The 26,086-nt window shown below is 66.0% G+C and carries 23 protein-coding genes; 8 read left to right on the top strand and 15 right to left on the bottom strand.

The features are described from left to right. Window positions 1-44 precede the first annotated feature (44 nt). Both dnaG and rpsU read right to left on the bottom strand, forming a co-directional pair. Entirely contained in the window at window positions 45-1,991 is a 1,947-nt protein-coding gene (dnaG, locus tag BLV15_RS04785; RefSeq protein WP_090225063.1) for a DNA primase, read from the bottom strand. 148 nt (window positions 1,992-2,139) lie between these two features. After that, complete coding sequence (rpsU, locus tag BLV15_RS04790) at window positions 2,140-2,355, bottom strand: 30S ribosomal protein S21 (protein WP_010795989.1); 216 nt, start codon at window positions 2,353-2,355, stop codon at window positions 2,140-2,142. Between the two features lie 203 nt (window positions 2,356-2,558). On the opposite strand from rpsU, the gene tsaD reads away from it, so the two are divergent. Beyond that, window positions 2,559-3,584 carry a tRNA (adenosine(37)-N6)-threonylcarbamoyltransferase complex transferase subunit TsaD gene (gene tsaD / locus BLV15_RS04795; RefSeq protein ID WP_090225065.1) on the top strand — a complete coding sequence of 342 codons (1,026 nt, stop codon included), beginning with the start codon at window positions 2,559-2,561 and terminating at the stop codon, window positions 3,582-3,584. 18 nt (window positions 3,585-3,602) lie between these two features. Here the strand turns inward: tsaD and plsY are convergent, their stop codons facing one another. Further along, entirely contained in the window at window positions 3,603-4,172 is a 570-nt protein-coding gene (gene plsY, locus BLV15_RS04800) for a glycerol-3-phosphate 1-O-acyltransferase PlsY (RefSeq protein ID WP_090225225.1), read from the bottom strand. 73 nt (window positions 4,173-4,245) lie between these two features. Between plsY and folB the strand changes: the two genes are divergently transcribed. Beyond that, on the top strand, window positions 4,246-4,599 hold the full coding sequence (gene folB, locus BLV15_RS04805; protein WP_090225067.1) for a dihydroneopterin aldolase: 354 nt from the start codon (window positions 4,246-4,248) through the stop codon (window positions 4,597-4,599). Next, window positions 4,596-5,129: a 2-amino-4-hydroxy-6-hydroxymethyldihydropteridine diphosphokinase gene (gene folK / locus BLV15_RS04810; RefSeq protein WP_090225068.1), complete on the top strand. Its 534-nt coding sequence runs from the start codon at window positions 4,596-4,598 to the stop codon at window positions 5,127-5,129. The genes folB and folK overlap by 4 nt, the downstream gene beginning before the upstream one ends. Window positions 5,130-5,132: 3 nt before the next feature. On the opposite strand, the gene BLV15_RS04815 is transcribed toward folK, so the two are convergent. From BLV15_RS04815 to BLV15_RS04865, 11 genes are all read right to left on the bottom strand, one after another. Then, on the bottom strand, window positions 5,133-6,359 hold the full coding sequence (locus tag BLV15_RS04815) for a multifunctional CCA addition/repair protein (RefSeq protein WP_090225070.1): 1,227 nt from the start codon (window positions 6,357-6,359) through the stop codon (window positions 5,133-5,135). A 103-nt stretch (window positions 6,360-6,462) separates the two neighbouring features. Continuing rightward, a complete protein-coding gene (locus tag BLV15_RS04820) occupies window positions 6,463-8,028 on the bottom strand; it encodes a SpoVR family protein (protein WP_090225071.1) in 1,566 nt (521 codons plus the stop codon). Continuing rightward, window positions 8,028-9,296, bottom strand: a complete 1,269-nt coding sequence (locus BLV15_RS04825; RefSeq protein WP_090225073.1) for a YeaH/YhbH family protein — start codon at window positions 9,294-9,296, stop codon at window positions 8,028-8,030. Before BLV15_RS04825 ends, BLV15_RS04820 begins: the two co-directional genes overlap by 1 nt. A gap of 85 nt (window positions 9,297-9,381) precedes the next feature. Beyond that, a complete protein-coding gene (locus tag BLV15_RS04830; RefSeq protein WP_090225075.1) occupies window positions 9,382-11,304 on the bottom strand; it encodes a PrkA family serine protein kinase in 1,923 nt (640 codons plus the stop codon). Window positions 11,305-11,583: 279 nt separating this feature from the next. After that, window positions 11,584-11,913 carry a thiosulfate sulfurtransferase GlpE gene (gene glpE / locus BLV15_RS04835; protein WP_090225076.1) on the bottom strand — a complete coding sequence of 110 codons (330 nt, stop codon included), beginning with the start codon at window positions 11,911-11,913 and terminating at the stop codon, window positions 11,584-11,586. Between the two features lie 18 nt (window positions 11,914-11,931). Continuing rightward, window positions 11,932-12,744, bottom strand: a complete 813-nt coding sequence (locus BLV15_RS04840) for a symmetrical bis(5'-nucleosyl)-tetraphosphatase (protein WP_090225077.1) — start codon at window positions 12,742-12,744, stop codon at window positions 11,932-11,934. Next, window positions 12,744-13,124 (bottom strand): Co2+/Mg2+ efflux protein ApaG, encoded by a 381-nt coding sequence (gene apaG, locus BLV15_RS04845; RefSeq protein ID WP_090225079.1) that lies wholly within the window; start codon window positions 13,122-13,124, stop codon window positions 12,744-12,746. The genes BLV15_RS04840 and apaG overlap by 1 nt, the downstream gene beginning before the upstream one ends. A 39-nt stretch (window positions 13,125-13,163) precedes the next feature. Beyond that, a complete protein-coding gene (rsmA, locus tag BLV15_RS04850) occupies window positions 13,164-13,967 on the bottom strand; it encodes a 16S rRNA (adenine(1518)-N(6)/adenine(1519)-N(6))-dimethyltransferase RsmA (protein ID WP_090225081.1) in 804 nt (267 codons plus the stop codon). Between the two features lie 133 nt (window positions 13,968-14,100). After that, window positions 14,101-15,102 carry a 4-hydroxythreonine-4-phosphate dehydrogenase PdxA gene (pdxA, locus tag BLV15_RS04855; RefSeq protein WP_090225082.1) on the bottom strand — a complete coding sequence of 334 codons (1,002 nt, stop codon included), beginning with the start codon at window positions 15,100-15,102 and terminating at the stop codon, window positions 14,101-14,103. Between the two features lie 102 nt (window positions 15,103-15,204). Next, the gene (locus BLV15_RS04860; RefSeq protein WP_175534297.1) at window positions 15,205-16,497 is read right to left on the bottom strand and encodes a peptidylprolyl isomerase; all 1,293 of its coding nucleotides are present in this window, start codon (window positions 16,495-16,497) and stop codon (window positions 15,205-15,207) included. Beyond that, window positions 16,478-19,252, bottom strand: a complete 2,775-nt coding sequence (locus BLV15_RS04865) for an LPS-assembly protein LptD (protein WP_090225086.1) — start codon at window positions 19,250-19,252, stop codon at window positions 16,478-16,480. Before BLV15_RS04865 ends, BLV15_RS04860 begins: the two co-directional genes overlap by 20 nt. A gap of 127 nt (window positions 19,253-19,379) precedes the next feature. On the opposite strand from BLV15_RS04865, the gene BLV15_RS04870 reads away from it, so the two are divergent. Genes BLV15_RS04870 through BLV15_RS04880 form a run of 3 tightly spaced genes read left to right on the top strand, consistent with a single transcriptional unit; the run spans window position 19,380 to window position 21,842 of the window. Next, window positions 19,380-20,402, top strand: a complete 1,023-nt coding sequence (locus tag BLV15_RS04870; protein ID WP_090225087.1) for an aminoglycoside phosphotransferase family protein — start codon at window positions 19,380-19,382, stop codon at window positions 20,400-20,402. Next, the gene (murU, locus tag BLV15_RS04875) at window positions 20,399-21,067 is read left to right on the top strand and encodes an N-acetylmuramate alpha-1-phosphate uridylyltransferase MurU (RefSeq protein ID WP_090225089.1); all 669 of its coding nucleotides are present in this window, start codon (window positions 20,399-20,401) and stop codon (window positions 21,065-21,067) included. Before BLV15_RS04870 ends, murU begins: the two co-directional genes overlap by 4 nt. Then, window positions 21,036-21,842: a TerB family tellurite resistance protein gene (locus tag BLV15_RS04880; RefSeq protein WP_090225091.1), complete on the top strand. Its 807-nt coding sequence runs from the start codon at window positions 21,036-21,038 to the stop codon at window positions 21,840-21,842. The genes murU and BLV15_RS04880 overlap by 32 nt, the downstream gene beginning before the upstream one ends. 109 nt (window positions 21,843-21,951) lie before the next feature. Here BLV15_RS04880 and BLV15_RS04885 read toward each other — a convergent pair whose 3' ends face one another. Next, window positions 21,952-22,884 carry an alpha/beta hydrolase family protein gene (locus BLV15_RS04885; protein WP_090225093.1) on the bottom strand — a complete coding sequence of 311 codons (933 nt, stop codon included), beginning with the start codon at window positions 22,882-22,884 and terminating at the stop codon, window positions 21,952-21,954. A 116-nt stretch (window positions 22,885-23,000) separates the two neighbouring features. Between BLV15_RS04885 and BLV15_RS04890 the strand changes: the two genes are divergently transcribed. After that, on the top strand, window positions 23,001-25,388 hold the full coding sequence (locus tag BLV15_RS04890; RefSeq protein WP_090225094.1) for a PAS domain-containing sensor histidine kinase: 2,388 nt from the start codon (window positions 23,001-23,003) through the stop codon (window positions 25,386-25,388). Then, window positions 25,385-26,014, top strand: a complete 630-nt coding sequence (locus tag BLV15_RS04895; RefSeq protein WP_090225096.1) for a response regulator — start codon at window positions 25,385-25,387, stop codon at window positions 26,012-26,014. Before BLV15_RS04890 ends, BLV15_RS04895 begins: the two co-directional genes overlap by 4 nt. Window positions 26,015-26,086 lie beyond the last annotated feature (72 nt).

The raw sequence follows: 26,086 nt of genomic DNA on the forward strand, positions 1-26,086 counted from the left end.
TGGCGGGCAAAAAATAAGCTGAGCATTATAGCTGAGCCTTGACCTCACGCGCCAGTTGAGGTCGGGGAGACGGGAGATGCATTTCGACTGAGCAGGTCCCGAAGCTGGTCTTTCTCTTCGGCGGTCAACTCACTTTGACGTGCTTTACGAAGCAGGTGTTCGAGGCTTCGCTCGCGTTGGCGGGCTGCAAGCCTAGTTATAGTGTCGAAAAACTGTTGTTCAAGGTTATCGGCCGAAATCAGCCATTCCTTCTCGGCCAGCGCCCGCAGTAGCCGACCCTGTTCGGTGCCGTGCCAGCGCGCGATCAATTGCAGCGAGCGCAGCTTGGGGTTCTTCTGCATCGCTTCGAGCAGCGATACCAAAAGCTGCGCGTATGTGTCGTCTTCCGCGGCGAAATGGCTGGCATCTTCGACCTTGTGCGCGAGTTGCGGATGGTGAAGAAGCGTCCGCAGTGCGGTCAGCGTCGGTGATTCGACGGCGGTTGGAATGCGCGGGCCGCGCGGTTTCGGCTCCCCCTTGCGTCCGTCCTTCTTCCAGTCCTTCTTGCCATCCCACTTCTTTCTCTCGCCGGTGCCTGGGTTGGGCTTCTCGAAAGCGGCCGGCTCGTAATCGTGTTCGTGCGCCGGCATGGCTTCGTAGTAGGCGCTGCCGTCGTCCAGCGGTGGCGGGCCATCGACCGCGGGGGCGCTGTGCGCCATATGCTGCAATGCATCGCCCTGCAGGCCGGTGATCTCGCTCAGGCGCTGGCGCATCAGTGCGCGCAGATTGGCGCCGGGAATCTTTTCGATCAACGGTGCCGCGAGGGTGGCCAGATGGGCCTTGCCTTCGAGCGAGCGCGGGTCGGCTTCGTCGGTCAACTGCTGGAAGAAATAGTCCGCCAGCGGTTGCGCATGCTGGTTGATGCGCGCGTGGAACGCGTCGGTACCTTCGGCGCGCACCAAGCTGTCCGGGTCCTCTCCCTCGGGGAGGAACAGGAAGCGCGCCCGGCGTCCGTCCTGCAGGCTCGGCAATGCCGATTCGAGGGCGCGCCAGGCGGCCTTGCGCCCGGCGGAGTCGCCGTCGAAGCAAAACAGCACGTTGGGCACCAGGCGAAACAGTCGCTTGATGTGCTCCTCGCTGGTCGCGGTGCCGAGGGTGGCGACGGCGTTGCGCAGGCCCTGCTGGGCCAGCGCGATGACGTCCATGTAGCCTTCGACCACCATGATTTCGTGTAGGTCGCGGTTGTTCTGGCGCGCTTCATAAAGGCCGTACAGCTCCTGGCCTTTGTGGAACACCGGCGTCTCCGGGGAGTTCAGGTACTTCGGCTTGTCGTCACCGAGCACCCGGCCGCCGAAGGCGATCACGCGTCCGCGGCTGTCGCGGATGGGGAACATCACTCGATCGCGGAAGCGGTCGTAGCGCTTGCCAGTTTCGGCGTTCTCGATCAGCAGGCCAGCATCGATCATGGTCTTCTGCTGCAATGCATCGCCGCCGAAGTGCTTGAACAGATTGTCCCAGCCGGGCGGGGCGAATCCCAGGCCGAAGTCGCGGGCGATCTCGCCGGTCAGTCCGCGTCCCTTCAGGTAGGTGACTGCAGCCTTGCGCGTGGGGTGGCTTTTCAGCGCCTGGCGATAGAACTCCGCCGCGGCCGCGAGCAGCGGGTAGAGCGGCGAGTCGGTGGGTTGCCGGGCTTTCTGACCGCGGCCGCCTTCCTCGCGCGGCACCTCCATGCCGGCACGCTTGGCCAGGTCCTCGACGGCCTGGACGAAGTCCAGGTGGTCGTGGTCCATGACGAAGCCCAGGGCGTTGCCGCCAGCGCCGCAGCCGAAGCAGTAGTAGAACTGCTTGTCCGGACTGACCGTGAAGGACGGCGTCTTTTCCTTGTGGAACGGGCAGCAGGCGCTGTAATTCTTCCCGGTCTTCTTCAGCGAGATGCGCGAGCTCACCACGTCGACAATGTCGGAGCGGTTGAGCAGATCATCGATGAACGACTGGGGAATCAGTCCGGCCATGGGTGCGTCGGGCGCTCGCTATCAGCGGTGGGCGAAAACGAAAAAACTCCGACCATCGCCAATCGGCGAAGCGGAGTCTGTCGGCGCTTGAAAAGCAAAGCCCGGCAGAAGCCGGGCAATGCGGGGCGTCAGCGGCGCAGGCTGTAACTCAGTACAGGCGCTCGCGACGGCGCTGTTCGCGCTGCACTTTCTTGGCATGACGCTTGACTGCGGCAGCAGCCTTGCGCTTGCGCTCGGAAGTGGGTTTCTCGTAAAACTCGCGGCTGCGGACTTCAGCCAGTACACCGGCTTTTTCGCAGGAGCGCTTGAAACGACGCAGGGCTACGTCGAAGGGTTCGTTCTCTTTAACTTTGACGGCGGGCATCCAGGTCGTACCTTCATTAATACCGGTGGTGGAACGCTCTCCCGGCAATCGGCTCTGGGAGTACGTCGGTTTTCAAGGGTTGCGGATAGTAACGTCTCATGCCGCAGAATGCAAAGCCCTTCAGTCGAAAAGCACTGGTCTGCCCTCGGGGCGGTGATTATCATGCACGCCTTCGAATTTGCCTAGCGGGAAGCTCACTGCCCATGCGTGTGCTGGGATTGGAAACCTCTTGCGACGAGACCGGTGTCGCGCTCTACGACAGCGAGCGCGGTCTGCTGGCCGACGCGCTGTTCAGCCAGATCGACCTGCACCGCGTCTACGGTGGCGTGGTCCCCGAACTGGCCTCGCGCGACCACGTCAAGCGCATGCTGCCGCTGATCCGCCAGGTTCTCGCCGAGGCCGACTGCGGCACCGGGCAGGTCGACGCGATCGCCTACACCGCCGGCCCCGGCCTGGTCGGCGCGCTGCTGGTGGGCGCTTCCTGCGCCCAGGCGCTGGCGTTCGCCTGGGGTATCCCGGCGCTCGGCGTGCACCATATGGAAGGTCACCTGCTGGCGCCAATGCTGGAAGAGCAGCCCCCCGAGTTTCCGTTCGTCGCCTTGCTGGTTTCCGGGGGGCACACCCAGCTGGTTCGCGTCGACGGCATCGGGCGCTACCAGCTGCTTGGCGAGTCCCTCGACGATGCGGCGGGCGAGGCGTTCGACAAGACCGCCAAGCTGATGGGCCTGAATTATCCGGGTGGGCCGGAAATCGCCCGGCTGGCCGAGGCCGGTACGTCGGGCCGGTTCACCTTTCCGCGGCCGATGACCGATCGGCCCGGCCTGGATTTCAGCTTCAGTGGGCTGAAGACCTTCGCCCTGAATACCTGGCAGCACTGCCGAGCCTCGGCTGACGACGGCGAGCAGACGCGCGCCGATGTGGCGCTGGCGTTCCAGCAGGCGGTTGTCGACACGCTGACCATCAAGTGCCGCCGCGCCCTCAAGCAGACCGGCCTGAACAGCCTGGTGATCGCCGGCGGCGTCAGCGCTAACCAGGCCCTGCGCGAGTCGCTGGAGCGCATGCTCGGCGAATTCGGCGGCCATGTGTTCTATGCCCGCCCGCGGTTCTGTACCGATAACGGTGCGATGATCGCCTACGCCGGCTGCCAGCGGCTGCTTGCCGGGCAGCAGGACGGTCCGGCGATCAAGGTGCACGCGCGTTGGCCGATGGAGTCCCTTCCAGCGATTTGATCTGCACTTTCCGGTCGTTCAGAAGTGCCGTTCGCGGCCGCCGAACAGGTCGCGCAGGTTGCCGCGATGGCGCCAGACGATCAGCGCGCAGAGTGCGCTCATCGGCAGCAGGGCGCCGGGTTGCTGCCAGGCCAGCAGTGGCAGCGTCAGCGGCGTGGCCACCAGCGCGGCCAGCGAACTGATGCGGGTGAGGGCGAACGTCAGCAGCCAGGCGGCCGCGGCGAGCAGCGCCGCCGGTGGATAAAGACCGAGCAGCATGCCGGCGGCGGTGGCGACACCCTTGCCACCACGAAAACCGAAATACAGCGGATACAGGTGCCCGACCACCGCCGCCAGGCCGATCCAGGCCTGCTGCTGGACGGAGAAGCCGAGCAGCTTGACGATCAATACCGGCAGGCAACCCTTGAGCAGATCGCCGAGCAGGGTGAGGATGGCCAGGCGTTTGCCGGCCACACGCAGCATGTTGGTGGCGCCCGGGTTACCCGAGCCGCTGGCGCGAGGGTCCGGGCCGCCGGCCACGCGGCTGAGCAGAATGGCGAAGGACAGCGAGCCGAGCAGGTAGGCGAGGGCCGCCAACAGCCAAAACATGGTATCCATCCCGGGGCGAGAGAGTCCCGATTCTAGCGGGGCGCAGGCCCCTTGTCGTGCCGCGGAGAGCGAAGTGGACAGAGTGTTTATCGACGGGCTGGAAGTCGACACCGTGATCGGTGCCTACGACTGGGAGCGGGATATCCGCCAGTGCCTGAGGCTCGACCTGGTGTTCGCCTGGGACAACCGGGCGCCCGCCGAGCAGGACGACCTGAGCAAGGCGCTGGACTACGCCACGGTTTCCGAGCGGATCGCCGCCTTCGCCGCCGAGGCGCGCTATGAGCTGGTGGAAACCTTCGCCGAGCGGCTCGCCGCCTGCCTGATGGACGAGTTCGGCATGCCCGGCCTCTGGCTCAAGGTGACCAAGCCTGGCGCGGTGCCCAGCGCGCGCGGGGTCGGTGTGGAAATCCGCCGGGGTAGCCTGTGACGCCGATCCTGCTGGGCCTTGGCAGCAACACCGAGCGCACCGCGCACCTCAGCGCCGGACTGGAGGCGCTGGACGGCTTCCTGCATAACATCGCCTGTTCACCGGTGTTCGAGAGCCTGCCGGTGGGTATCAAGAGCGGACCGTTCTACAACCTGGTGGTGTCGGCGCAGACCGATCTTCCGCTCGGCGAGCTGGATCGCCGGCTCAAATTCATCGAGGCCGACAACGGTCGCTATGCGCCGGATCGGCGCGGCTTGCCCCTGGACATCGACGTGCTGACCTACGGCCAGATGACTGGCAACTTCGACGGCCTGATCCTGCCGCGCGGGGAAATCCTGAAGAACGCTTTCGTGCTCTGGCCGCTGGCGCTGCTCGTGCCAGAGGGCCTGCACCCCGGCAGCGGCATCAGCTTCGCCGCGCTCTGGCGCGACGCGCAGATCGAACAGACCTTGTGGCCGGTGGCCTTCGAGTGGCGCGGCGTCGCGCTGACTCCCGCGAGCCTGATCGAGCGCCATCCGCGCCCGGTCTGAACGCTACTCGCGGTTCTGCTTGTAAGCCTTCAGCGCCGCCAGTCGCTCACGGTTCAGTGCCTCGCCCAGCTGTGCGCCCTGGAAACCCCTCTCCAGCAAGGGCCGCACCGCCACCGCCCGCGCCGCGTCGGCCGCGCCGCGCAGGTAGTCGGCCTGCGGATAGTCGCGTTGTTCGAGGCCCAGACGCCCGCGGGCATCCATCTCGCTGGCCGCGATGAACTCCTCGAAGCGCTGCGGGCGGCGGTAGATGTCGAAGTGCTGGAGCAGTTCGAACAGCGTCGAGGGGCGCAGCTCCAGGGCCCGGTGGGCATGGGTGTGGTATTCGCCCACCAGCAGCGCCAGTTCGGCGCATTCGCGCGGCACCTTGCAGCGCTCGTTCACCGCAGTGATCGGCTTACGGCCCTTGTGTTCATGGGCGATGTGCTTCGGCCATTCCTCCGGCGGGGTGAGGCCCTTGCCCAGATCGTGCAGGAGGCAGGCCCAGCGCACGGTGAGCGGCTGGTCGTGTTCGGCGCATTGGCGCAGCACGGCCAGCACGTGGGCGCCGGTATCGACTTCGGGATGGTGCTGTGGCGGCTGCGGCACGCCGAACAGGGCGTCGACCTCCGGCAGCAGTTCGGCGAGGGCGCCGCAGTCGCGTAGCACCTGCACGAAGACGTCGGGGCGCGGTTCCATCAGCGCCCGGGAGATTTCCTTCCAGCTGCGCTCGGGCGTCAGCGCCTGCAACTCGCCGGACACGGCGAGCTGCCGCATCAGCGCCTGGGTTTCCTCGGCGACGCGAAAGCCAAGCGGGGCATAGCGCGCGGCGAAGCGGGCGACGCGCAGCACGCGCAGCGGGTCTTCGGCGAAGGCGGGGGAGACGTGCCGCAGCAGCCTGGCCTGCAGGTCCTGCTGGCCGTGGTAGGGGTCGATCAGCTGACCATGCTCGTCCTCGGCCATCGCGTTGATGGTCAGGTCGCGGCGGATCAGGTCTTCCTCCAGGGTGACCCGTGGATCGGCGAAGAAGGTAAAGCCGCCATAGCCCCGGCCACTCTTGCGCTCGGTGCGCGCGAGCGCGTATTCCTCGCCGGTCTTCGGATGCAGGAAAACCGGGAAATCGGCGCCCACCGGGCGAAATCCCAGGGCTTGCATCTCCTCCGCCGTCGAACCCACCACCACCCAGTCGACCTCGGTAACCGGTCGCCCGAGCAATCGGTCACGCACGGCCCCACCCACCTTGAAAATCTGCATGTTCACCTCCGAGCCGCGGAGGATAACGGTTGGCGGCCGGCGACACACCTGCGTCGCGTTACGCGAGAGACGGCCGGGGCGATCACGCGCCCTGGTTGGAGTGTCAGATCGGCGGCAGGGCCAGATCGAGTCGCGGGTAGCCGCCGTCGTTGTCGTGCTCGCCCTTCGCCGGAACGTGATGGGTGTGCATGACCTTGTCGCCCTGCACCGTTTCCAGGTGCACGTCGAAGCCCCACAGCCGGTGCAGGTGCTTGAGTACCTCGTCGGTGGACGCGCCCAGCGGTTTGCGGTCGTGCTGGGTGTGGCGCAGGGTCAGAGAACGGTCGCCACGGCGGTCGACGTTCCAGATCTGCACGTTGGGTTCGCGGTTGCCGAGGTTGTACTGCGCGGCGAGCAGTTCGCGGATGGTGCGATAGCCGCTCTCGTCGTGGATCGCCGGGACCAGCAGCTCGTCCTTCTGGTCGTCGTCGAGGATGCCGAACAGCTTGAGGTCGCGGATAACCTTGGGCGAGAGGAACTGTAGGATGAAGCTCTCGTCCTTGAAGCTGCTCATGGCGAATTTCACCGTGGTCAGCCAGTCGCTGCCGGCGATCTCGGGGAACCAGCGGCGATCCTCGTCGGTGGGGTTCTCGCACATGCGGCGGATGTCGGTGTACATGGCGAAACCCAGCGTGTACGGGTTGATGCCGCTGTAATAGGGGCTGTCGAAGCCGGGCTGGAAGATCACGCTGGTGTGCGACTGCAGGAACTCCATCATGAAGCCGTCGCTGACCAGGCCCTCGTCGTAGAGGTCGTTCATCAGCGTGTAGTGCCAGAAGGTCGCCCAGCCTTCGTTCATCACCTGGGTTTGCCGCTGCGGATAGAAGTACTGCGCGATCTTGCGCACGATGCGCACCACTTCGCGCTGCCAGGGCTCAAGCAGCGGCGCGTGCTTCTCGATGAAATAGAGGATGTTCTCCTGCGGTTCGGAGGGAAACCGCTTGCTGTCGTGGCCATCCTCCTTGCCGGCGCCTTTGGGGATGGTCCGCCAGAGGTCGTTGATCTGCTTCTGCAGGTGTTCCTCGCGGTCCTTCTGCCGGCGCCGCTCTTCTTCGGCGGAGATCGGGTAGGGGCGCTTGTAGCGATCGACGCCGTAGTTCATCAGCGCATGGCACGAGTCCAGCAGGTCCTCCACCGCATCGATACCGTGGCGCTCCTCGCACTGCATGATGTACTGCTTGGCGAACACCAGGTAGTCGATGATCGAGCTGGCATCGGTCCAGGTGCGGAACAGGTAGTTGCCCTTGAAGAAGCTGTTGTGCCCGTAGCAGGCGTGGGCGATCACCAGCGCCTGCATGCAGATGGTGTTTTCCTCCATCAGGTAGGCGATGCACGGGTCGGAGTTGATCACGATCTCGTAGGCCAGGCCCATTTGCCCGCGCGTGTAGGACTTCTCGGTACTGAGGAAATGCTTGCCGTAGGACCAGTGGTGGTAGCCGAGTGGCATGCCTACCGACGCGTAGGCGTCCATCATCTGTTCGGCGGTGATCACTTCGATCTGGTTCGGGTAGGTGTCCAGCGCGTAGCGCTCGGCGATCCGGCCGATCTCGCGGTCGTAGGTGCGGATCAGGTCGAAGGTCCATTCCGAGCCGGTGGAAAGGGGCTGGGCCCTGCGTTCACGTGCGCTCATCAGGCGAGCCTCCGTTGGAACAACTCGCGGAATACCGGGTAGATATCGCCGGCCGAAACCAGTTGCTGCTGGGCGAAGCTGTCGTCGAAGGCCTCGCGCACGGCCTCGTACTCGTACCACAACGCCTGGTGTTCACGCGGGGTGATCTCGACATAGGTGAAGTACTGGACGAAGGGCATGATCTGCTTGATCAGGATGTCCCGGCAGATCGGCGAGTCGTCGTTCCAGTTGTCGCCGTCCGAAGCCTGGGCGCCGTAGATGTTCCATTCGTTGACCGGATAGCGCTCCGCCATGATTTCCTGCATCAGCTTCAGTGCGCTGGAAACGATGGTGCCGCCGGTTTCACGCGAATAGAAGAACTCTTCCTCGTCCACTTCGCGGGCGCTGGTGTGGTGGCGGATGAACACGACTTCGATCTTGTCGTAGCTGCGCTTGAGGAACAGGTAAAGCAGGATGAAGAAGCGCTTGGCGACGTCCTTGGTCGCCTGCGTCATCGAGCCTGAGACGTCCATCAGGCAGAACATCACGGCCTTGGAGCTGGGATTGGGTTGCTTGGACAGCAGGTTGTACTTCAGGTCGAAGGTATCGAGGAACGGCACGCGGGCGATGCGACCTCGCAGCCTGGCGATCAGAGCCTCGACTTCCTGGATGTCACTGAAGTTGTCCGGTTCCTCGAGCCAGAGCCGCTCCAGTTCGATCTCCGCGGCGCGCAGCTTGGCACGACTGCTACCGGACAAGGCGATGCGCCGGGCATGGGCCGAACGCAGGGTGCGGATGATGTTGATGCGCGAGGGATTGCCCTCGCTGCTGATCCCGGCGCGGACGGTCTTGAAGGTATCGCTGCCCTCCAGGTGGCGCTTCACCAGGTTCGGCAGCTCCAGGTCCTCGAACATGAACTCGAGGAATTCCTCCTGGGTGATCTGGAAAACGAACTCGTCCATGCCTTCGCCGGAGTTGCTCGCCTTGCCCTGGCCGCCACCACCGCCGCCGCCCTGGGGGCGCGGAATGCGCTCGCCGGCGGTGAATTCCTTGTTGCCCGGATGGACGATGGACTGCTTGCCGCCGCGCCCGTGGTGGAGCACGGGCTCATCGATATCGCGGCCGGGAATGCTGATGTTCTCGCCATGCTCCATGTCGGTGATGGAGCGGCGGCCGACGGCCTCCTCGACCGCCTTCTTAATGTGGTCACGGTAGCGCCGGAGAAATCGCTGGCGGTTCACCGTGCTCTTGTTCTTACCGTTCAGGCGTCGGTCGATCACGTAACTCATAGGCCCCTCCGAGGAGCAAGCTCCGGCTACGCACCCCCGGACGATGCCCGGGGACGCGTAGCCAGTGCTTATGGCTTGAGGCGGGTTACTGCGATTTGCGCACCCGCAGATACCACTCGGAGAGCAGGCGCACCTGCTTCTCAGTGTAACCGCGCTCGACCATGCGTCTTACGAAATCGCTGTGTTTCTGCTGATCCTCCTTGCTTGCCTTGGCGTTGAAACTGATGACGGGCAGCAGGTCCTCGGTGTTGGAGAACATCTTCTTCTCGATCACCACCCGCAGTTTCTCGTAGCTGAGCCAGGTCGGGTTCTTGCCGTTGTTGTTGGCGCGGGCGCGCAACACGAAGTTGACGATCTCGTTGCGGAAGTCCTTCGGATTGCTGATGCCGGCAGGCTTCTCGATCTTCTCCAGTTCCTCGTTGAGCGCCACGCGATTGAGGATCTCGCCGGTTTCCGGGTCGCGATACTCCTGATCCTGGATCCAGAAGTCCGCGTACAGCACGTAGCGGTCGAAGATGTTCTGCCCGTACTCGCTGTAGGACTCGAGGTAGGCGGTCTGGATTTCCTTGCCGATGAACTCGATGTAGCGCGGCGCCATGTATTCCTTGAGGTAGCGCAGATAACGCTCGCGCACCTCGGCGGGGAACTGTTCCTGCTCGATCTGCTGCTCGAGGACATAGAGCAGGTGCACCGGATTGGCCGCCACTTCGTTGGGGTCGAAGTTGAAGACCTTGGAAAGAATCTTGAAGGCGAAGCGCGTGGACAGGCCGGTCATGCCCTCGTCGACGCCCGCGCTGTCGCGGTACTCCTGAATCGACTTGGCCTTGGGATCGGTGTCCTTGAGGTTTTCCCCGTCGTAGACCCGCATCTTCGAATAGATGTTGGAGTTTTCCGGCTCCTTCAGGCGCGACAGGGTGGAGAACTGCGCCAGCATCTTGAGTGTGTCCGGCGCGCAATGGGCCTTGGACAGCGAGCTGTTGATCAGCAGTTTGTCGTAGATCTTGATTTCATCGGACACGCGCAGGCAGTACGGCACCTTGACGATGTAGATGCGGTCGATGAACGCCTCGTTGTTCTTGTTGTTGCGGAAGGTGTGCCACTCGGATTCGTTGGAGTGTGCCAGCAGGATGCCGTTGAACGGGATCGCGCCGAGGCCCTCGGTGCTGTTGTAGTTGCCTTCCTGGGTGGCGGTCAGCAGCGGGTGCAGCACCTTGATCGGTGCCTTGAACATCTCGACGAATTCCATCAGGCCCTGGTTCGCCCGGCACAGTGCGCCCGAGTAGCTGTAGGCGTCGGCATCGTTCTGCGGGAATTCCTCCAGCTTGCGGATATCCACCTTGCCCACCAGCGCGGAGATGTCCTGGTTGTTCTCGTCGCCCGGTTCGGTCTTGGCCACGGCGATCTGGTTGAGCACCGACGGATAGAGCTTGACCACGCGGAATTGGCTGATGTCACCACCGAATTCCTGCAAGCGCTTGGTCGCCCAGGGGGACATGATGGTGGACAGGTAGCGGCGCTGGATGCCGTAGTCCTCTTCGAGGATGTCGCCATCCTCTGTGGCGTTGAACAGGCCGAGAGGCGACTCGAAGACCGGCGAGCCCTTGATCGCGTAGAACGGCACCTTCTCGATCAGTTGCTTGAGTTTTTCCGCCAGGGAGGATTTACCGCCGCCGACCGGACCGAGGAGGTAGAGGATCTGTTTCTTCTCTTCCAGGCCCTGGGCCGCGTGGCGGAAGTAGGAAACGATCTGTTCGATGCAGTCTTCCATGCCGTGGAAGTCGGCGAATGCCGGGTAGCGGCGGATGACCTTGTTGGAGAATATCCGCGACATCCGCGAGTCCACCGAAGTATCCAGCACCTCCGGTTCGCCGATGGCCATGAGCATCCGTTCCGCCGCGCTGGCGTAGGCGCTTTTGTCCTGCTTGCACAGGTCGAGGTATTCCTGGAGGGACAGCTCCTCCTGGCGCGTGGATTCGAAGCGTTGTTGGAAGTGGCTGAATATACTCATTACATCACCTCGCTCGATGCTCGGAGCCGATGCGAGCTCGCTCTTGCGGGCGCTGGCAATCAGTCGACAAGTCGGCCGATCAATCCCCCAGTACACCTAAAAGGTCGCTCCCGCTCCGGTAGCCGGTGGGCCGGCTTTTCCCCTGATATGGATGGCCTGCAGTGAAGGATAGTTCGATATCGCGATGATCAAGAACGCTGAAGCTTGTCCTCATATTGCGCTCCTTCCCCGCGCAGCGGAAGACCAGGCGGGACAAGGCATTGCGTCATTGCAAAAAAATTATTCGGCGTGCGCCTGGGAGGTTTGTTCGGGGTAGGTGAGCCTCCAGAGCTCGAATCCGCCATCCAGGCTGTACACCTCGGCGAAGCCCTGGTTGACCAGATAGGCGGCCGCGCCCTGGCTGGAGTTGCCGTGGTAACAGGTGACGATCAGGGGCTTATCGAGATCGGCCTGGGCGATGAAGTCGGCCAGGGAGTAGTTGTCCAGGTGCCGCGAGCCACTGATGTGGCCGGCCGCGAAGCTCTGCGGATCGCGCACGTCGACCACCACCGCGCCCTGTTCGCGCAGCGTCTGTGCCTGTTGCGGGGGAATGCGTTTGAACTCGGTCATGGGGAGGCTCGCTGACGGTTACTGACAATCGCAATGATGGCGCTGGCCGCTGCCCAGGTCGAGTAGCGTCAGACTGCCACCCCATACGCAGCCGGTGTCCAGGGCGAACAGGCCCGGCTCGTCGCAGCGCCCCTCGAGCGCCGCCCAGTGGCCGAAGATCAGCTTCTGACCGAGGGTCTTGCGCTCCGGGAAGCTGAACCAGGGGGCGAAACCGGGCGGCGGGTTGTCGGCGCTTTCCTTGCTGTTCAGGTCCAGCGTACCGTCCGCGGTGCAGAAGCGCATGCGGGTGAAATAGTTGGTGATGGTGCGCAGCCGGGCGACGCCTTCGAGGTCGCTGTTCCACTTCGCCGGCTCGTTGCCATACATGCCGTCGAGGAACAGCGGCAGCAGTTGGTCGTCACGCATGACGTCCTCGACCTCGGCCGCGCGCTTGAGCGCCTTCTTCAGCGTCCATTGCGGCGGAATGCCGGCATGGACCATGGCGAAGCCGAGCGCCGGATCGTGGTGGACGAGCTTCTGCCGACGCAACCAGTCGATCAGATCCTGACGGTCGGGCGCGTCGAGGATTTCGCGCAGGGTGTCCTGCTTCTTCAGCCGTTCGACGTTGTGCGCGACCGCCAGCAGGTGCAGGTCGTGGTTGCCCAGGACGACGACCAGCGCGTCACGCATGGCGTACAGGTAACGCAGCGTCTCCAGCGATTGCGGGCCGCGGTTGACCAGGTCGCCGGCCAGCCACAGGCGGTCCTTGAGCGGGTCGAAGGCGACCCGTTCGAGCAGGCATTTCAGCGGATCGAGGCAGCCTTGCAGGTCGCCGACGGCATACACCGCCATCAGTGCAGGGCTCCGGGCACCGCCAGGCGGAAGGGCGCTATCGGTGCCTCGAAGCGGGTGCCGTCGTCGGCCAGCATCTGATAGCTGCCGTGCATGTTGCCGACCCGCGTGGTCATCAGAGTGCCGCTGCTGTAGGTGTGGCTCTGCCCGGGCTCCAGGCGCGGCTGCTGGCCGATGACCCCGGAACCGCGCACTTCCTGCACATTGCCGTTGCCGTCGGTGATCACCCAGTGGCGCGAGAGGAGCTTGGCCGGCAGCTCGCCGGCATTACTCAGGGTGACGGTATAGGCGAAGGCGAAACGTTCCTGCTCCGGCTGGGACTGCTCGGGGAGGAAGCGCGAAATCACCGTGACGTCGATGTGGTAACGCGGATCGGGCATGCGGAAGAACTCGAAGGTGTCTCTGGCGAGTCTAGGGGGTTAGGCGGTGCTTGTCTGCTCGCAGAGCTTGTCGGCGAGGCGAACGAAGGCGGCGAGGTCGAGCTGTTCCGGGCGCAGGCTGCCATCCACGCCGGCGGCTTCGATCGCCTGGGCATCGAGCAGGCCCTTGAGCGTGTTGCGCAGGGTCTTGCGGCGCTGGTTGAAGGCGTCGCGGACCACGCGCTCGAGCTGGCGATGATCCCTGGCCGGGAATGGAAGGACCTCGTGCGGCACCAGGCGAACGATGGCGGAGTCGACCTTGGGGGGTGGGTTGAAGGCTCCCGGGCCGACGTTGAACAGGTGCTCCACGCGGCAGTGGTACTGCACCATGATCGACAGGCGGCCCCAGTCGCCGCCGCCGGGGCCGGCGGCGAGGCGCTCGACGACCTCCTTCTGCAGCATGAAGTGCATGTCACGGATCAGCCCGGCGTGATCGAGCAAGTGGAAGATCAGCGGGGTCGAGATGTTGTAGGGCAGGTTGCCGACCACGCGCAGGCTGTGCGGCTGATCGCTCAGGCGGGTGAAGTCGAACTTCAGCGCGTCGCCCTGGTGCAGGCTGAAGTTCGGCAGGTTGCCGAAGCGCTCGCGCAGGATCGGGATCAGGTCGAGGTCCAGCTCGACCACGTCCAGCCGCGCGCCGCTGCCGAGCAGGCCTTCGGTGAGGGCGCCCTGGCCGGGGCCGATCTCCACCAGGCGCTCGCCTTCGCGGGGATGAATGCCGCGCAGGATGCGGTGGATAACCCCGGCATCGTGCAGGAAGTTCTGGCCGAAGCGTTTGCGGGCGCGGTGTTGGTACTCGGACATTGCGAAAAGGCTCCAGGCTTCGGCTGCAGGCGACAGGCCAGAGCGGAAGCGAAACGACGAAGGCGCGCAGTTTAGCAGCATTGCCCCAGGCGCCGATTCGCCGGGGCGCAGCCCGCAGCCGGAAACGGCCCTCTCAGCGCCGCGCGACGCTGGCTTCAGCCATCTGGTAGGCGGTTTCCAGGGCGACCGCCAGGCTGCCACTGTCGATCCGGCCACTGCCGGCGAGGTCCAGCGCGGTGCCGTGGTCGACCGAGGTGCGGATGATCGGCAGGCCCAGGGTGACGTTCACCGCCGCGCCGAAGCCCTTGTACTTGAGCACCGGCAGGCCCTGGTCGTGGTACATGGCGAGTACCGCGTCGCATTGCTCGAGGTGCTTGGGCGTGAACAGCGTGTCGGCGGGCAGCGGGCCGATCAGGTCGATCCCCTCCGCGCGCAGTTGCTCCAGGGTCGGCTCGATCACCTGGATTTCCTCGCGCCCGAGATGACCGCCTTCGCCGGCATGGGGATTGAGGCCGCACACGAGGATGCGCGGCCGGACGATGCCGAACTTGTCGCGCAGGTCGGCATGCAGGATGCGCGTGACGCGCGTCAGGCGCTCGGCGGTGATTGCATCGGCGACCTCCCTGAGCGGCAGGTGAGTGGTCACCAGCGCCACCCTCAGGCCGCGCGTGGCCAGCATCATCACCACCTGCTCGGTGCCGGTGAGGTCGGCGAGAAACTCGGTGTGCCCGGAGAACGCGATGCCGGCATCGTTGATCACGCCCTTGTGCACCGGCGCGGTGATCATTCCGGCAAAATCGCCGGCCAGGCAGCCCTGGCCGGCGCGGGTCAGGGTTTCCAGCACGTAGGCCGCATTCGCGGCGTCGAGCTGGCCCGCGCTCACCGGGGCGCGTAGCGGCGTATCCCAGACGTAGAGGCTGCCGGCCGGCGCGGCTTTTTTCGGCCATTGGCCAGGCCCGACGGGAATCAGCTCGACGTTCAGCGCCCGCTGGAGCGCACGTTCGCCAAGCAGCGCGAGGCTGGCGATGGCCACAAACGGATGTGGCTGCGCCTGCCCGGCCAGCAGCAGGCAGAGGTCCGGGCCGATGCCGGCGGGTTCGCCCGGGGTAAGCGCAAAAACGGGTTGAGCGGTCATTGGAAGACTCTCTGGTGGCAGGGGCACTACTGTAAACCTGAGGGCCGCGAAAACGAAAAAGCCCGGCGGCTGCCGGGCTTTTTCAACGCTGCGGGTTGCCCCTCAGAGTTTGATCTCCACGTAAGCCTCGTCGCGGATCTGCCGCAGCCAGGCTTGCAGTTCCTCGTCGTACTTGCGATTGCGCAGCGCGTTCATCGCCTGTTGCTCGCGGAACTGCGCGCTGTTGTCGGTGGCGCGGCGTCCGAGCACTTCCAGCACGTGCCAGCCGTACGGGCTCTTGAACGGTTTCGACACCTGCCCGCTGGGCGTGTCCGTCATCACCTGACGGAATTCGGGAACCAGCGCGTTGGGGTCGACCCAGTTCAGGTCGCCGCCGTTGAGCGCGGAGCCCGGGTCTTCGGAGAAATTCTTCGCCAGCTCGGCGAAATCCTCACCCGCGCGGATGCGCTCGTAGAGACGCTCGGCGAGGCGCTGGGTCTCGGCTTCGCTGCGGATTTCGCTGGGCTTGATCAGGATGTGGCGGACATGCACTTCGTCACGAACCTGGGTGTCGCCACCGCGCTTCTCGACCAGCTTGAGGATGATGAAGCCGCCCGGCGTGCGCAGCGGTTCGGTGACCTCGCCCGGGCTCATCGCACCGATCATGGTGTCGAACGGCTGGGGCAACTGGGCGGCCTTGCGCCAGCCCATGTCGCCACCTTCCAGCGCGTTCTCGCTGGCGGAGTGGGCGATGGACAGCTGGGCGAAGTCGGCCCCCTTGAGCAGTTGCGCGTGCAGATCCTGGGCCTGGCGCTCGGCGGCCTGGATGGCGTCCGCCGACGCGGCGTCGGGAACTGGAATCAGGATGTTGGCCAGGTGGAACTCTTCGGACAGCTGCATCTTGCCCATGTCGGAGGCGAGGAAGTTCTGCACTTCCTGGTCGGTGACCTGGATGCGCTCGGCCACGCGACGTTGACGCACGCGGCTGATGATCATCTCGCGACGGACCTGCTCGCGGGCGTCGTCGAACGACAGGCCATCCTGCTTCAGCGCGGCGCGGAACTGGTCGACGGTCATGCCATTACGCTGAGCGATGGTGGTGATCGCGTCGTTCAGTTCGTCGTCGCCAATGCGGATGCCGGAGCGTTCGCCCATCTGCAGCTGCAGGTTCTCGATGATCAGGCGATCGAGCACCTGCGGGTCCAGCACGTTCTCGGGTGGTAGCTGGCCGCCCCGTTTGGTGATGGTCTGCTCGACTTCCCGTACGCGCTGATCCAGCTGGCTCTTCATGATCACGTCGTTGTCGACGATGGCGACCACGCGGTCCAGCGATTGCACCTGGGCGTGCGCCAGGGTGCCGACAAACACTGCGCCCAACAGCAGCGGGCGCAGACACTCAGAAAGCTTGGTCTTCACGTTCACGATAACCTTCGATGCCTTTGTCGAGGAAAGTCTCGACACCATTGCCAAGTACCCCACCGAGGCCCTTGAACACGATCTGGAGGAAGATGCCGCGGTCCGCTTCGTCGTTGCGGTCCGGGTTCAGGCTGGCTTCGTCGTAGTCGATCCAGTAGCGATTGACCAGACGCAGCTTCCAGCAGCAGCTGTCGTATTCGAAGCCGCCGAATGCCTCCAGCGTACGGTTGCGGTTGTAGTCGTACTGCCAGCGCGCGATGACGCTCCACTGCGGGACGATCGGCCAGATGGTCGAGAAGTCGTGCTGGCTGATCTTGTAGTAGTCCTTGATGTAGTTCGGGTCACCCGGCCTACCGAAGTCCTGCGAGTAACCCCAGGTGCCCGACGCCTGGTCGAAGCGAACGGTGTCGGCGCGGTAGCGGTAGCCGGCGTTGATCACCTTGTTCGGGTTGTCTTCCGGCTGGTAGTGGAACATCGCGCTGCCGGAGCGGGTTTCACGCGAATCCGGGTCCCAGTTGAAGTCCGAGGTCAGGCGCCAGTCGCGGTTGAAGCGGTACATGTACTCCAGGGCGTAGGGCGATACCGAGGACTGCGATTCGTTGCGGTCGCGGTAGTCGATGCCCGGCATCTGCACCTTGCGGTCGGCGAAGTAGATCGCCTGGCCGATGCTGAAGCGCTGCCGCTCGAAACCGTTCGGCTCGATCCAGCGGTTGGTCACGCCCAGCGACAGCTGGTTGGCGTCGCCGATGCGGTCGCTGCCGGAGAAGCGGTTTTCGCGGAACAGCGAGGCGTAGTTGAAGGTGCTCTCGCTGGTGTCGAACACCGGAATGTCGGTCTGGTCTTCCTCGGGTACGTAGAGATAGAACAGGCGCGGTTCCAGGGTCTGGCGGTAGGCGTTGCCGAACAGCTGGGTGTTGCGATCGAAGTACAGGCCGCTGTCGACGCTGTAGATCGGTACGCTACGGCTGACGCTATCATCGAACGTCTGGTTGGCCGCGGCCAGGTCGGCCTTGCCTTCGCCGTCCAGATCCAGGTCGTACTTGGTGTAGGCGTACTTGACCGACGGCTTGAGGTAACCGAAGGACCAGTTGAGCGGCAGGCTGACGCCCGGCTCGACGTGGAGGCGGTTGCCGTCGGCGCGCGCCAGTCCGTTGAGGTTATTGTCGTACCAGGACTCGAGCTGGTCGTCGCGGTTGGTGAAGAAGCCGCTACGCAGGTTGCGATCGAAACGGACGATCTCGGTGTTGTACGAGAAGTTCAGGCCGGCCGGCTGGAACGGCAGGGTGCCGTTCAGGGTGAGCTGCGGCAGACGCTCGTACGGGGTGATGTCGGTGACGGTCGCGCGCTCGTAGCCCTGCACGTTCAGGCGGGCTGTGTAGCTGTCGCCGCGCCAGGTCAGGGTACCGCGCTTGTCGAGGTAGTCGCCGGTGTTGATGCCCAGCTGGGTTTCCAGATCCTGGAAGTAGTAGGGGTCGCTGATCTCGGTGTAATCGACTTCGCTCAGCAGGCGAGTATCCAGGCCGCCCTTGTGCTGCCAGCTGTACATCCAGCGGGTGTCTTCGTATTCCGACTGGTTCTTGCGCTGGTCCTCCTCATCGTTGAGGAAGGAGGCGCCGACCTGGCCCTCGGTGCTCTTGGTCAGGTAGCGGACCTCGCCTTCCATCTGCAGACCGCGCTTGGTCATCAGGGTCGGGTAGAGCGTGGCGTCGTAGTTCGGGGCCAGGTTGAAGTAGTACGGCGTGAGCAGCGAGAAGCCGGTGTCGCTGGAATTGCTGATGCTCGGCTGGAGGAAGCCGGACTGGCGACGGTCGTCGATCGGGAACTGGATGTACGGCGTGTAGAACACCGGCAGGTCTTTCACCCGCAGGGTCACGTTGGTCGCCGTGCCGAAACCGGATGCCGGGTTCAGGGTGATGTTGTTGCCCTTCAGGTACCAGGTGTTCTCGCCCGGTTCGCAGCGGGTGTAGGTACCGTCCTTCAGGCGGATGATCGCGGTCTCTTCACGCTTGGCGTACTGCGCGCTGCCGCGGATGTGCGACTTGTGCAGCACGTACTCGGCGTTCTCGATCTTGGCTTCGCCGTTGTCCAGCTGCAGCTCGGCGCGATCGCCGACCACCAGGGCACCGTTGTCGCGCAAGCGCACGTTGCCGACCAGCTCGCCCTTGTTTTCCAGCTGGTGCAGGTTGGCTTCGTCGGCCTCGACCTGCAGATGGCTCTGGCGCAGCACGACGTCGCCGGCGAGGGTCGCAACCTGTTCGGTCTGCTCGTAGCGCGAGGCCTTGGCGGAAACGAACATCGGCGCTTCGCTCAGCGGCGTCTTGTCATCCATGCCCGGGCGCAGCGGCTCGACATAGGCGCCGGCGCAGTAAGGACCGGCTTCGGCCAACTGGGCAGGCGTGAGCTTTTCACGCGGGACCCAGTCGATGTGGCTGTAGTCCGCACTGCGCGCCGTCAGGGCCTTGCCCTTGTTCTCCGTTACCAGGCGGGTGCTCGCGGGCTGCGCCGCGGCGGCCGTCGCGGGCTCGGCGGCCGTGGTGCCGACGGTGGAGCTGACCGCCGAGTTGCTGTGCACCGGGCGTGGAGGCAGGTTCGCCGGCTCGCTTTTGGGTGCGCAGGCCCAACTGCCGGCGGAAGCCTGGCAATCGTATTGCTCGGCGGCGACAACGTATTGGGTAGCGACGGGCTGCAGGGCCAACAGGCTTGCGGACACCAACAGAGGAAACTTCTTGCGAAACGCGGGGGACTTTACTGCCATCTTATTAATCCAGGCTTCCTGCGCGCCATCGGCCGCGGGGGGCCGCACGCCTCTCGATGGGCTGAAAAAGATGCTGGATAATAAAGCATGACCCGCGCAACGGCTAGCGCCGTCGGAGAGCCCTGCAATGCCCGATGAAGATGTACGTCTGCAACAAATAAGCGCCTGGCTGGATCAGTGCCTTCCCGAGGCCTGCGCCCGTCTGGGCTGGGCTCCTCCGGTAGGAGGACGGCTCACGCCCGCCAGCAGCGACGCCAGTTTTCGGCGTTACTTCCGCTGGGAAAGCGAGGGGCGCAGCCTGATCCTGATGGACGCTCCGCCGCCACAGGAAGACTGCCGGCCCTTCGTGCGGATGGCGCAAATGCTCGCCGGCGCCGGTGTTCACGTGCCGAAGATTCTCGCCGCCGACCTCGACCGCGGCTTCCTGCTGCTCGACGATCTCGGCCGGCAGACCTACCTCGAGGTGATCGATCCGGACAACGCCGACGCGCTGTTCGAGGATGCCCTGCAGGCCCTGCTGGCGTTCCAGCGGCTGCCCCTGGACGGCGATCTGGCGCACTACGACGACGCCCTGCTGCGCCGCGAGCTGCAGCTCTTCCCTGACTGGTACCTGCAGCACGAGCTGAGCGTGAGCCTCGACGGCGAACGCCTGGCGGCCTGGCAGCGCATCAGCGCGCTGCTGATCGACAGCGCCCTGGCGCAGCCGAAGGTGCTGGTGCACCGCGATTTCATGCCGCGCAACCTGATGCTCAGCACACCCAATCCCGGTGTGCTGGATTTCCAGGACGCCGTCTATGGCCCCGTCACCTACGACATCACCTGCCTGTTCAAGGACGCCTTCCTCAGCTGGCCGGAAGCACGCGTGCGCGGCTGGCTGGAGGACTACTGGCAGAGCGCCCGCGCCGCCGGCATCGCGGTGCAGGCCGAGCTGGACGACTTTCTGCGCGCCAGCGACCTGATGGGCGTGCAGCGTCACCTCAAGGTGATCGGCATCTTCGCGCGCATCTGCCACCGCGACGGCAAGCCGCGCTACCTCGGCGACGTGCCGCGCTTCTTCCGCTACATCGAGGCGGTGGTCGCGCGGCGACCGGAACTGGCCGAACTCGGCGAACTGATCGCCAGCCTGCCGAACCCGGAGAAACGCCAATGAGGGCGATGATCCTCGCCGCCGGCAAGGGCGAGCGGTTGCGTCCGCTGACCCTGCACACGCCCAAGCCGCTGGTGCGTGCCGGCGGCGTGCCGCTGATCGAGTATCACGTACGTGCGCTGGCGGCCGCCGGTTTCCGCGAGCTGGTGATCAACCATGCCTGGCTCGGCCAGCAGATCGAGGACTACCTCGGCAACGGCGCGCGCTTCGGCGTGACGATCCGCTACTCCGCCGAGGGCGAGCCGCTGGAAACCGGTGGCGGCATCTTCCGTGCGTTGCCCCTGCTGGGCGATCAACCCTTCCTGCTGGTCAACGGCGACGTCTGGGGCGACTTCGATTTCGCCGCCCTGCGCAAGCCGCTCGACGGCCTGGCCCACCTGCTTCTGGTGGACAACCCGGCGCACCATCCGCAGGGCGATTTCAGCCTGCACGACGGCCTGGTCGGCGACGCGCAGGAGGGCGAGAGCCTGACCTACAGCGGCATCGCGGTGATCGACCCGCAGCTGTTCCTCGGTTGCGAGGACGGTGCCTTCAAGCTGGCGCCGTTGCTGCGCCAGGCGCTGCGCGAGGGGCTGGTCACGGGCGAACGGCACGTCGGAGCCTGGGTCGACGTCGGCACCCACGAGCGCCTGGCCGATGTCGAGCGCCTGCTCGTGGCGCGGGGCTGAGGTGTTCTTCTGGCCGATCACCTTTCTGGGCGCCGGCGTCGGCTGGGCCGTGGCGAGCATTCCGGGCGCGCTGCTCGGCGCGGTCCTCGGGCAGGTGCTGGACCGGCGCCTGAAGATCGACTCCTGGGCCGGCCTGCGCGAGCGTCTCGGCGGCGCGGCGCTGCCACCCGAGGAGCTGCTGTTCGTCCTGCTCGGGCGGCTGGCGAAGAGCGAGGGCCGCGTGCTCGAAGTGCACATCGAGCAGGCGCGGGCGGAAATGCGCCGGCTGGGGCTGGACGCCGCCGCCTTGAAACGGGCGATCGCCGCGTTCTCGCGGGGCAAGCGCGACGAGCTGGGCCTGCGCAAACCGCTGATGCGCTTGCGCGGCGACCAGGAGCGGGTGCGCGAGCTGCTGCGCGCCTGCTGGCGCATGGCGCTGGCCGACGGCAAGCTCGGTGAGCGCGAACGCGAGCTGATCCTGCTCTGGGGGCGCTGGCTCGGCTTGTCCGCCGCCGAGGTGGAGGACCTGCAGCAGCCGCGCAAGAAGCGTGCACCCGGTGGCGTTTCGCCGCGCACATTGAACGCCTACGAAAGCGCCCTGAAGCTGCTCGGCATTCCCGCCGACAGCGACCTGGCGGTGATCAAGCGCGCCTACCGCCGGCTGCTCAGCCAGCATCACCCGGACAAGCTGGCCGGCGGCGGCGCCAGTGAGGCCCAGGTTCGCCAGGCCACGGAAAAGACCCGCGAGTTGCATGCGGCCTATGCGCTGGTGCGCGAGCGGCAGGGACTTCGTTAGGCGAGTTTCGCGCTGCTTCGGTGTGTGCGTCACGGTGCGCGCGGCGCACCCTACGGCGCGGCGCTACTTGGCGTAGGGTGCGCCATGCGCCCCCATCAGAACGCACGCCTCACTTCTTGGCTTCCCCGACATTGCGCGTCAGCCAGCCGCGGACGCGGCGGGCGAGCTGTTCCTCCTCGGCGTCGGGGTTGGCCGGCAGGGCGTTCAGGCCGATCAGCGCGTAGGCCGGATGCTGCAGGCGCTTGCTGGCCTGCTGCCGCGCGAGGGCGGCATCGGCCTGGCGGTCCTTGTAATAGAAGTCGCCGGTGGCGAGCTTGAGCGGCGGCACCAGCTCGTCCAGCGGCGGTGCGTAGCCGGCCGGGATCGAGGCTTCCACCATCAGCAGTTGATGGATCTGCGCCGGCTTGCGTTCGGCCAGGAAACTCGCCGCCCACCAGGCGCCGCTGCCGTGGCCGAGGAGGACGACCGTCTTCACTTGCTTGTCGGTGGCGAAGTCGAGACCCGCCTGGATGCGTGCCATCACCCGATCGCCGTGTGCCTTGCGCTGGTCCTCCGCGGAGGCGGCGGGCGGGGTTTCCTCGGCGGCGGTGGTGGGCGGCGCGTCGGTTTTCGCCGCGTCGTCCTTCTTCGCCGGTTCGATGGCTTCGGGCGGGCGCGCCTGCAACGGGTCGCCGAGCGGATCGGGCAGGCTCAGGGCGAGGGTGTGCCAGCCGGCGTCGGCCAGCTTGCTGCGCAACGGGCCGACGACCCGCGGCCAGTCGGGGTGCTCGCCCTCGCCGGGCACCAGGATCACCAGGCCGCTCGGGGTGGGGCTGTTGGCCGGCTTCCAGAGCGCGAGGAAGTGCTCGCCGCCAGCCTCCAACTGCTGCTGCTCGGCTGTCGGCAATTGCCGTTGCAGGGCGATGGCCTCGTCCTGGCTGCGTTCTTCCAGGGGCGCGCGCTCGACCGGCAGGGCGGGCGCGGCCACGGGTTCCGCGCCGCGAACGGCACTGGCGCCAAGCAGCAGGGCGATGCACAACGGGGGCAGGATCGAGCGCGACATCGGCGGTCCGGACGGGCGAGTGGGTGATGCCCCAGCGTACTGGCGCGCCGGCGATTTGTCAGGCGCGGCGGCCTCTGGAGTACTCTATGCCGGCTGCCCGTCCTGGTAACCCGCGCATGATCCGCCTGCTTTCGCTGCTCCTCGTCCTCTGCCTGCCGCTTTCCGCGATCGCCGCGGCGGCGCCGGCGCACCCGCCGCTGAGCGCCGCGCAGCGCGACTGGCTGGGCGAGCATCCGCAACTGCGCGTCGGCATCGTGCTGCAGGCGCCGTATGCCGAGCTGGATCGCCGCCGCCAGCAGCTGTCGGGGCTCAACGTCGAGCTGATGAACCAACTGGCGGCGTCGTTGCAGGTGCAGTTGAGCTGGCGCAGCTATCCGGACGCCGCGGCCCTGGAGCGCGGCCTGCGCTCTGGGCAGATCGACATCGCGCCGGGCCTCAGCCAGACGCCGGCCGGGCTGCGCCTGTGGCTGTTTTCCGATCCCTACCTGCGGGTGCCGCAGCTGTTGGTCGGCGAGCGCGAGGGCGGCGCGGCGGTGGACATGGAGCAACTGGTCGGCGTCAGCGTGGCGCTGCGCCAGCCGAGCGCGGTGAGCGATTACCTGCGCGACACCTATCCCACCATCGCCCAGGTCGCGGTGAACAACGAGCGCCAGGCGTTGCGGGCGCTGCTCGAGCGGCAGGTGGACTACGCCGTGGTCGACGAGGCCCAGCTCGGCCGGCTGTCCCGCGAGGCGGAGTTCGCCGGGCTCGCGGTGGTCGGCGATGTCGGCTTTCCGCAGTTGCTGCGTGTCGCCAGCCGGCGCGACTGGCCGCAGCTCTCGGCGATCGTCGACGCCGGGCTGCGCAGCCTGCCGGCCAAGGATCTGGAGCAGTTGCACGAACGCTGGCTGCAACCGCGCTATGCGCGGCTCGGCGAGTCGCCCGGCTTCTGGCAGAACCTCAGCCTGCTGCTCGGCATCCTGTTCTGCTGCGCGGCTTTTCTCGTCTATTGGCAGCGTCGCCAGCAGCGCGGGCTGGAGAAACGGCTGGCCGAGGCACGGCTGGCGATCCAGTTGCGCGAAGCCGCCGAGGAAGCGCTGCGCCTCACCCAGTTCTCCATCGACCAGAGCACCGTGGGCATCCTCTGGGTGAACTGGGACAGCCACATCCGCTACGCCAACCGCGCCGCCGAGGCGATGTTCGGCTACCCGCCCGGCGCCCTGCTGGAGCGCCCGCTGGGTGATTTCGATCCGCAGCTGAACATGGACCGCTGGCTCGGCCTGTGGCGTCGCGCGCGCAGCGACGAAGGCGGCGGCCTGAGTTTCGAGACCGCCTGCCGCCGCGCCGACGGCGGCTGGCTGCCGACCGACGTGTCGCTGAGCTTCCTGCGTTTCGCCGATTCGGAATACCTGGTGGTGTTCCTCAGCGACGTCACCGAGCGCCGCCGAGCCCTCGCCGCGTTGCAGGAGAGCGAGGCGCGGCTCAAGGGCATCGCCTCCAACGTGCCGGGCCTGGTGTTCCGCCTGGAGCGCCCGCACGCCCAGGCGCCGGCCGCATTCGCCTTCATCGGCGAGGGCAGCGAGGCGCTGGTCGGCTACGCGGCGAGCGAGCTGATCGAACGCGGCCGTGGGATTCGCGGGCTGGTGCATCCCGATGACCTCGACGACTACCGCGCGACGCAGAAGGCGGCGCTGGACAACGACCGCGACTGGCACTGGCAGGGGCGCATCCTGACCCGCGACGGCTCGCTGCGCTGGGCCGACATCAAGGCCGGCGCACGCTTTTTCGAGGACGGTCGCGCGGTGTGGGACGGCGTGGTCTGGGACATCAGCGCGAACAAGCGTATCGAGCTCGAACTGGCCGAATCCCGCGCCCAACTGCGCCAGTTGTCGGCGCACCTGGAAAGCGTGCGCGAGGAGGAAAAGGCGCGCATCGCCCGCGAGGTGCACGACGAGCTGGGGCAGATGCTCACCGTGCTCAAGCTGGAAACCTCGATGTGCGAACTGGCCTACGCCGACCTCGACGGCGGCCTGCGCGAGCGGCTGCAGAGCATGAAGAAGCTGATCGCCCAGCTGTTCCAGCTGGTGCGCGACGTGGCCACCGCGCTGCGCCCGCCTATCCTCGACGCCGGCATCGCCTCGGCGATCGAGTGGCAGGCGCGGCGCTTCGAGGCGCGCAGCGGAATTCCCTGCCTGGTCGAGGTCCCCGAGCACCTGCCGCCGCTGTCCGACGCCAAGGCCATCGGCCTGTTCCGCGTGTTGCAGGAAGCGCTGACCAACGTCATGCGTCACGCCCGCGCGCATACCGTCGAGGTGCGCCTGAGCGTCGAGCAGGGCTGCCTGTGCCTGCGCGTCAGCGACGACGGCCAGGGCTTCGGCGAGAATGCCGGGCAGGGCAAATCCTTCGGCCTGGTCGGCATGCGCGAACGCATGCTGATCCTCGGCGGCCAGTTGCACATCGACAGCAGCCCCGGCGAGGGCACGACCCTCAGCGTGCGGGTCGCTTTGGACGAGGAAATCGCATGATTCGGGTTCTGGTGGCCGAAGATCACACCATCGTCCGCGAGGGCATCAAGCAGCTCATCGCCCTGGCCAGGGACCTGCAGGTGGTCGGCGAGGCGGGCAACGGTGAGCAACTGATGGAGGTGCTGCGGCAGACGCCCTGCGAAGTGGTGCTGCTGGACATCTCGATGCCCGGCGTCAATGGCCTGGAGGCGATCCCGCGGATTCGCGCGCTGGCCAGGCCGCCGGCGGTGCTGGTGCTGTCGATGCACGACGAGGCGCAGATGGCCGCGCGGGCGCTGAAGATCGGCGCCGCCGGCTACGCCACCAAGGACAGCGACCCGGCGCTGCTGCTCACGGCGATCCGCAAGGTCGCCGCCGGCGGGCGCTACATCGACCCGGAGCTGGCCGACCGGATGGTCTTCGAGGTCGGCCTGACCGATTCGCGACCGCCGCACGCGCAGTTGTCCGAGCGCGAGTTCTCGGTGTTCGAGCGCCTGGCGCGCGGCGAGGGCGTCAACGAGATCGCCCAGCACCTGGCGGTCAGCGGCAAGACGGTGAGCACGCACAAGGCGCGGCTGATGCAGAAGCTCGGCGCGCATTCGGTGGCCGACCTGGTGCGCTACGCGATGGAGCACAAGCTGGTTTGACGCCGGCTTGGGGCCTACTCGCACACCGACCCACCCGACGCCCCTTCCGATGCGGGGTGGATCGGGGCGCGC

It is taken from the genome of Pseudomonas kuykendallii, assembly GCF_900106975.1.
Classification (GTDB): domain Bacteria; phylum Pseudomonadota; class Gammaproteobacteria; order Pseudomonadales; family Pseudomonadaceae; genus Pseudomonas_O; species Pseudomonas_O kuykendallii.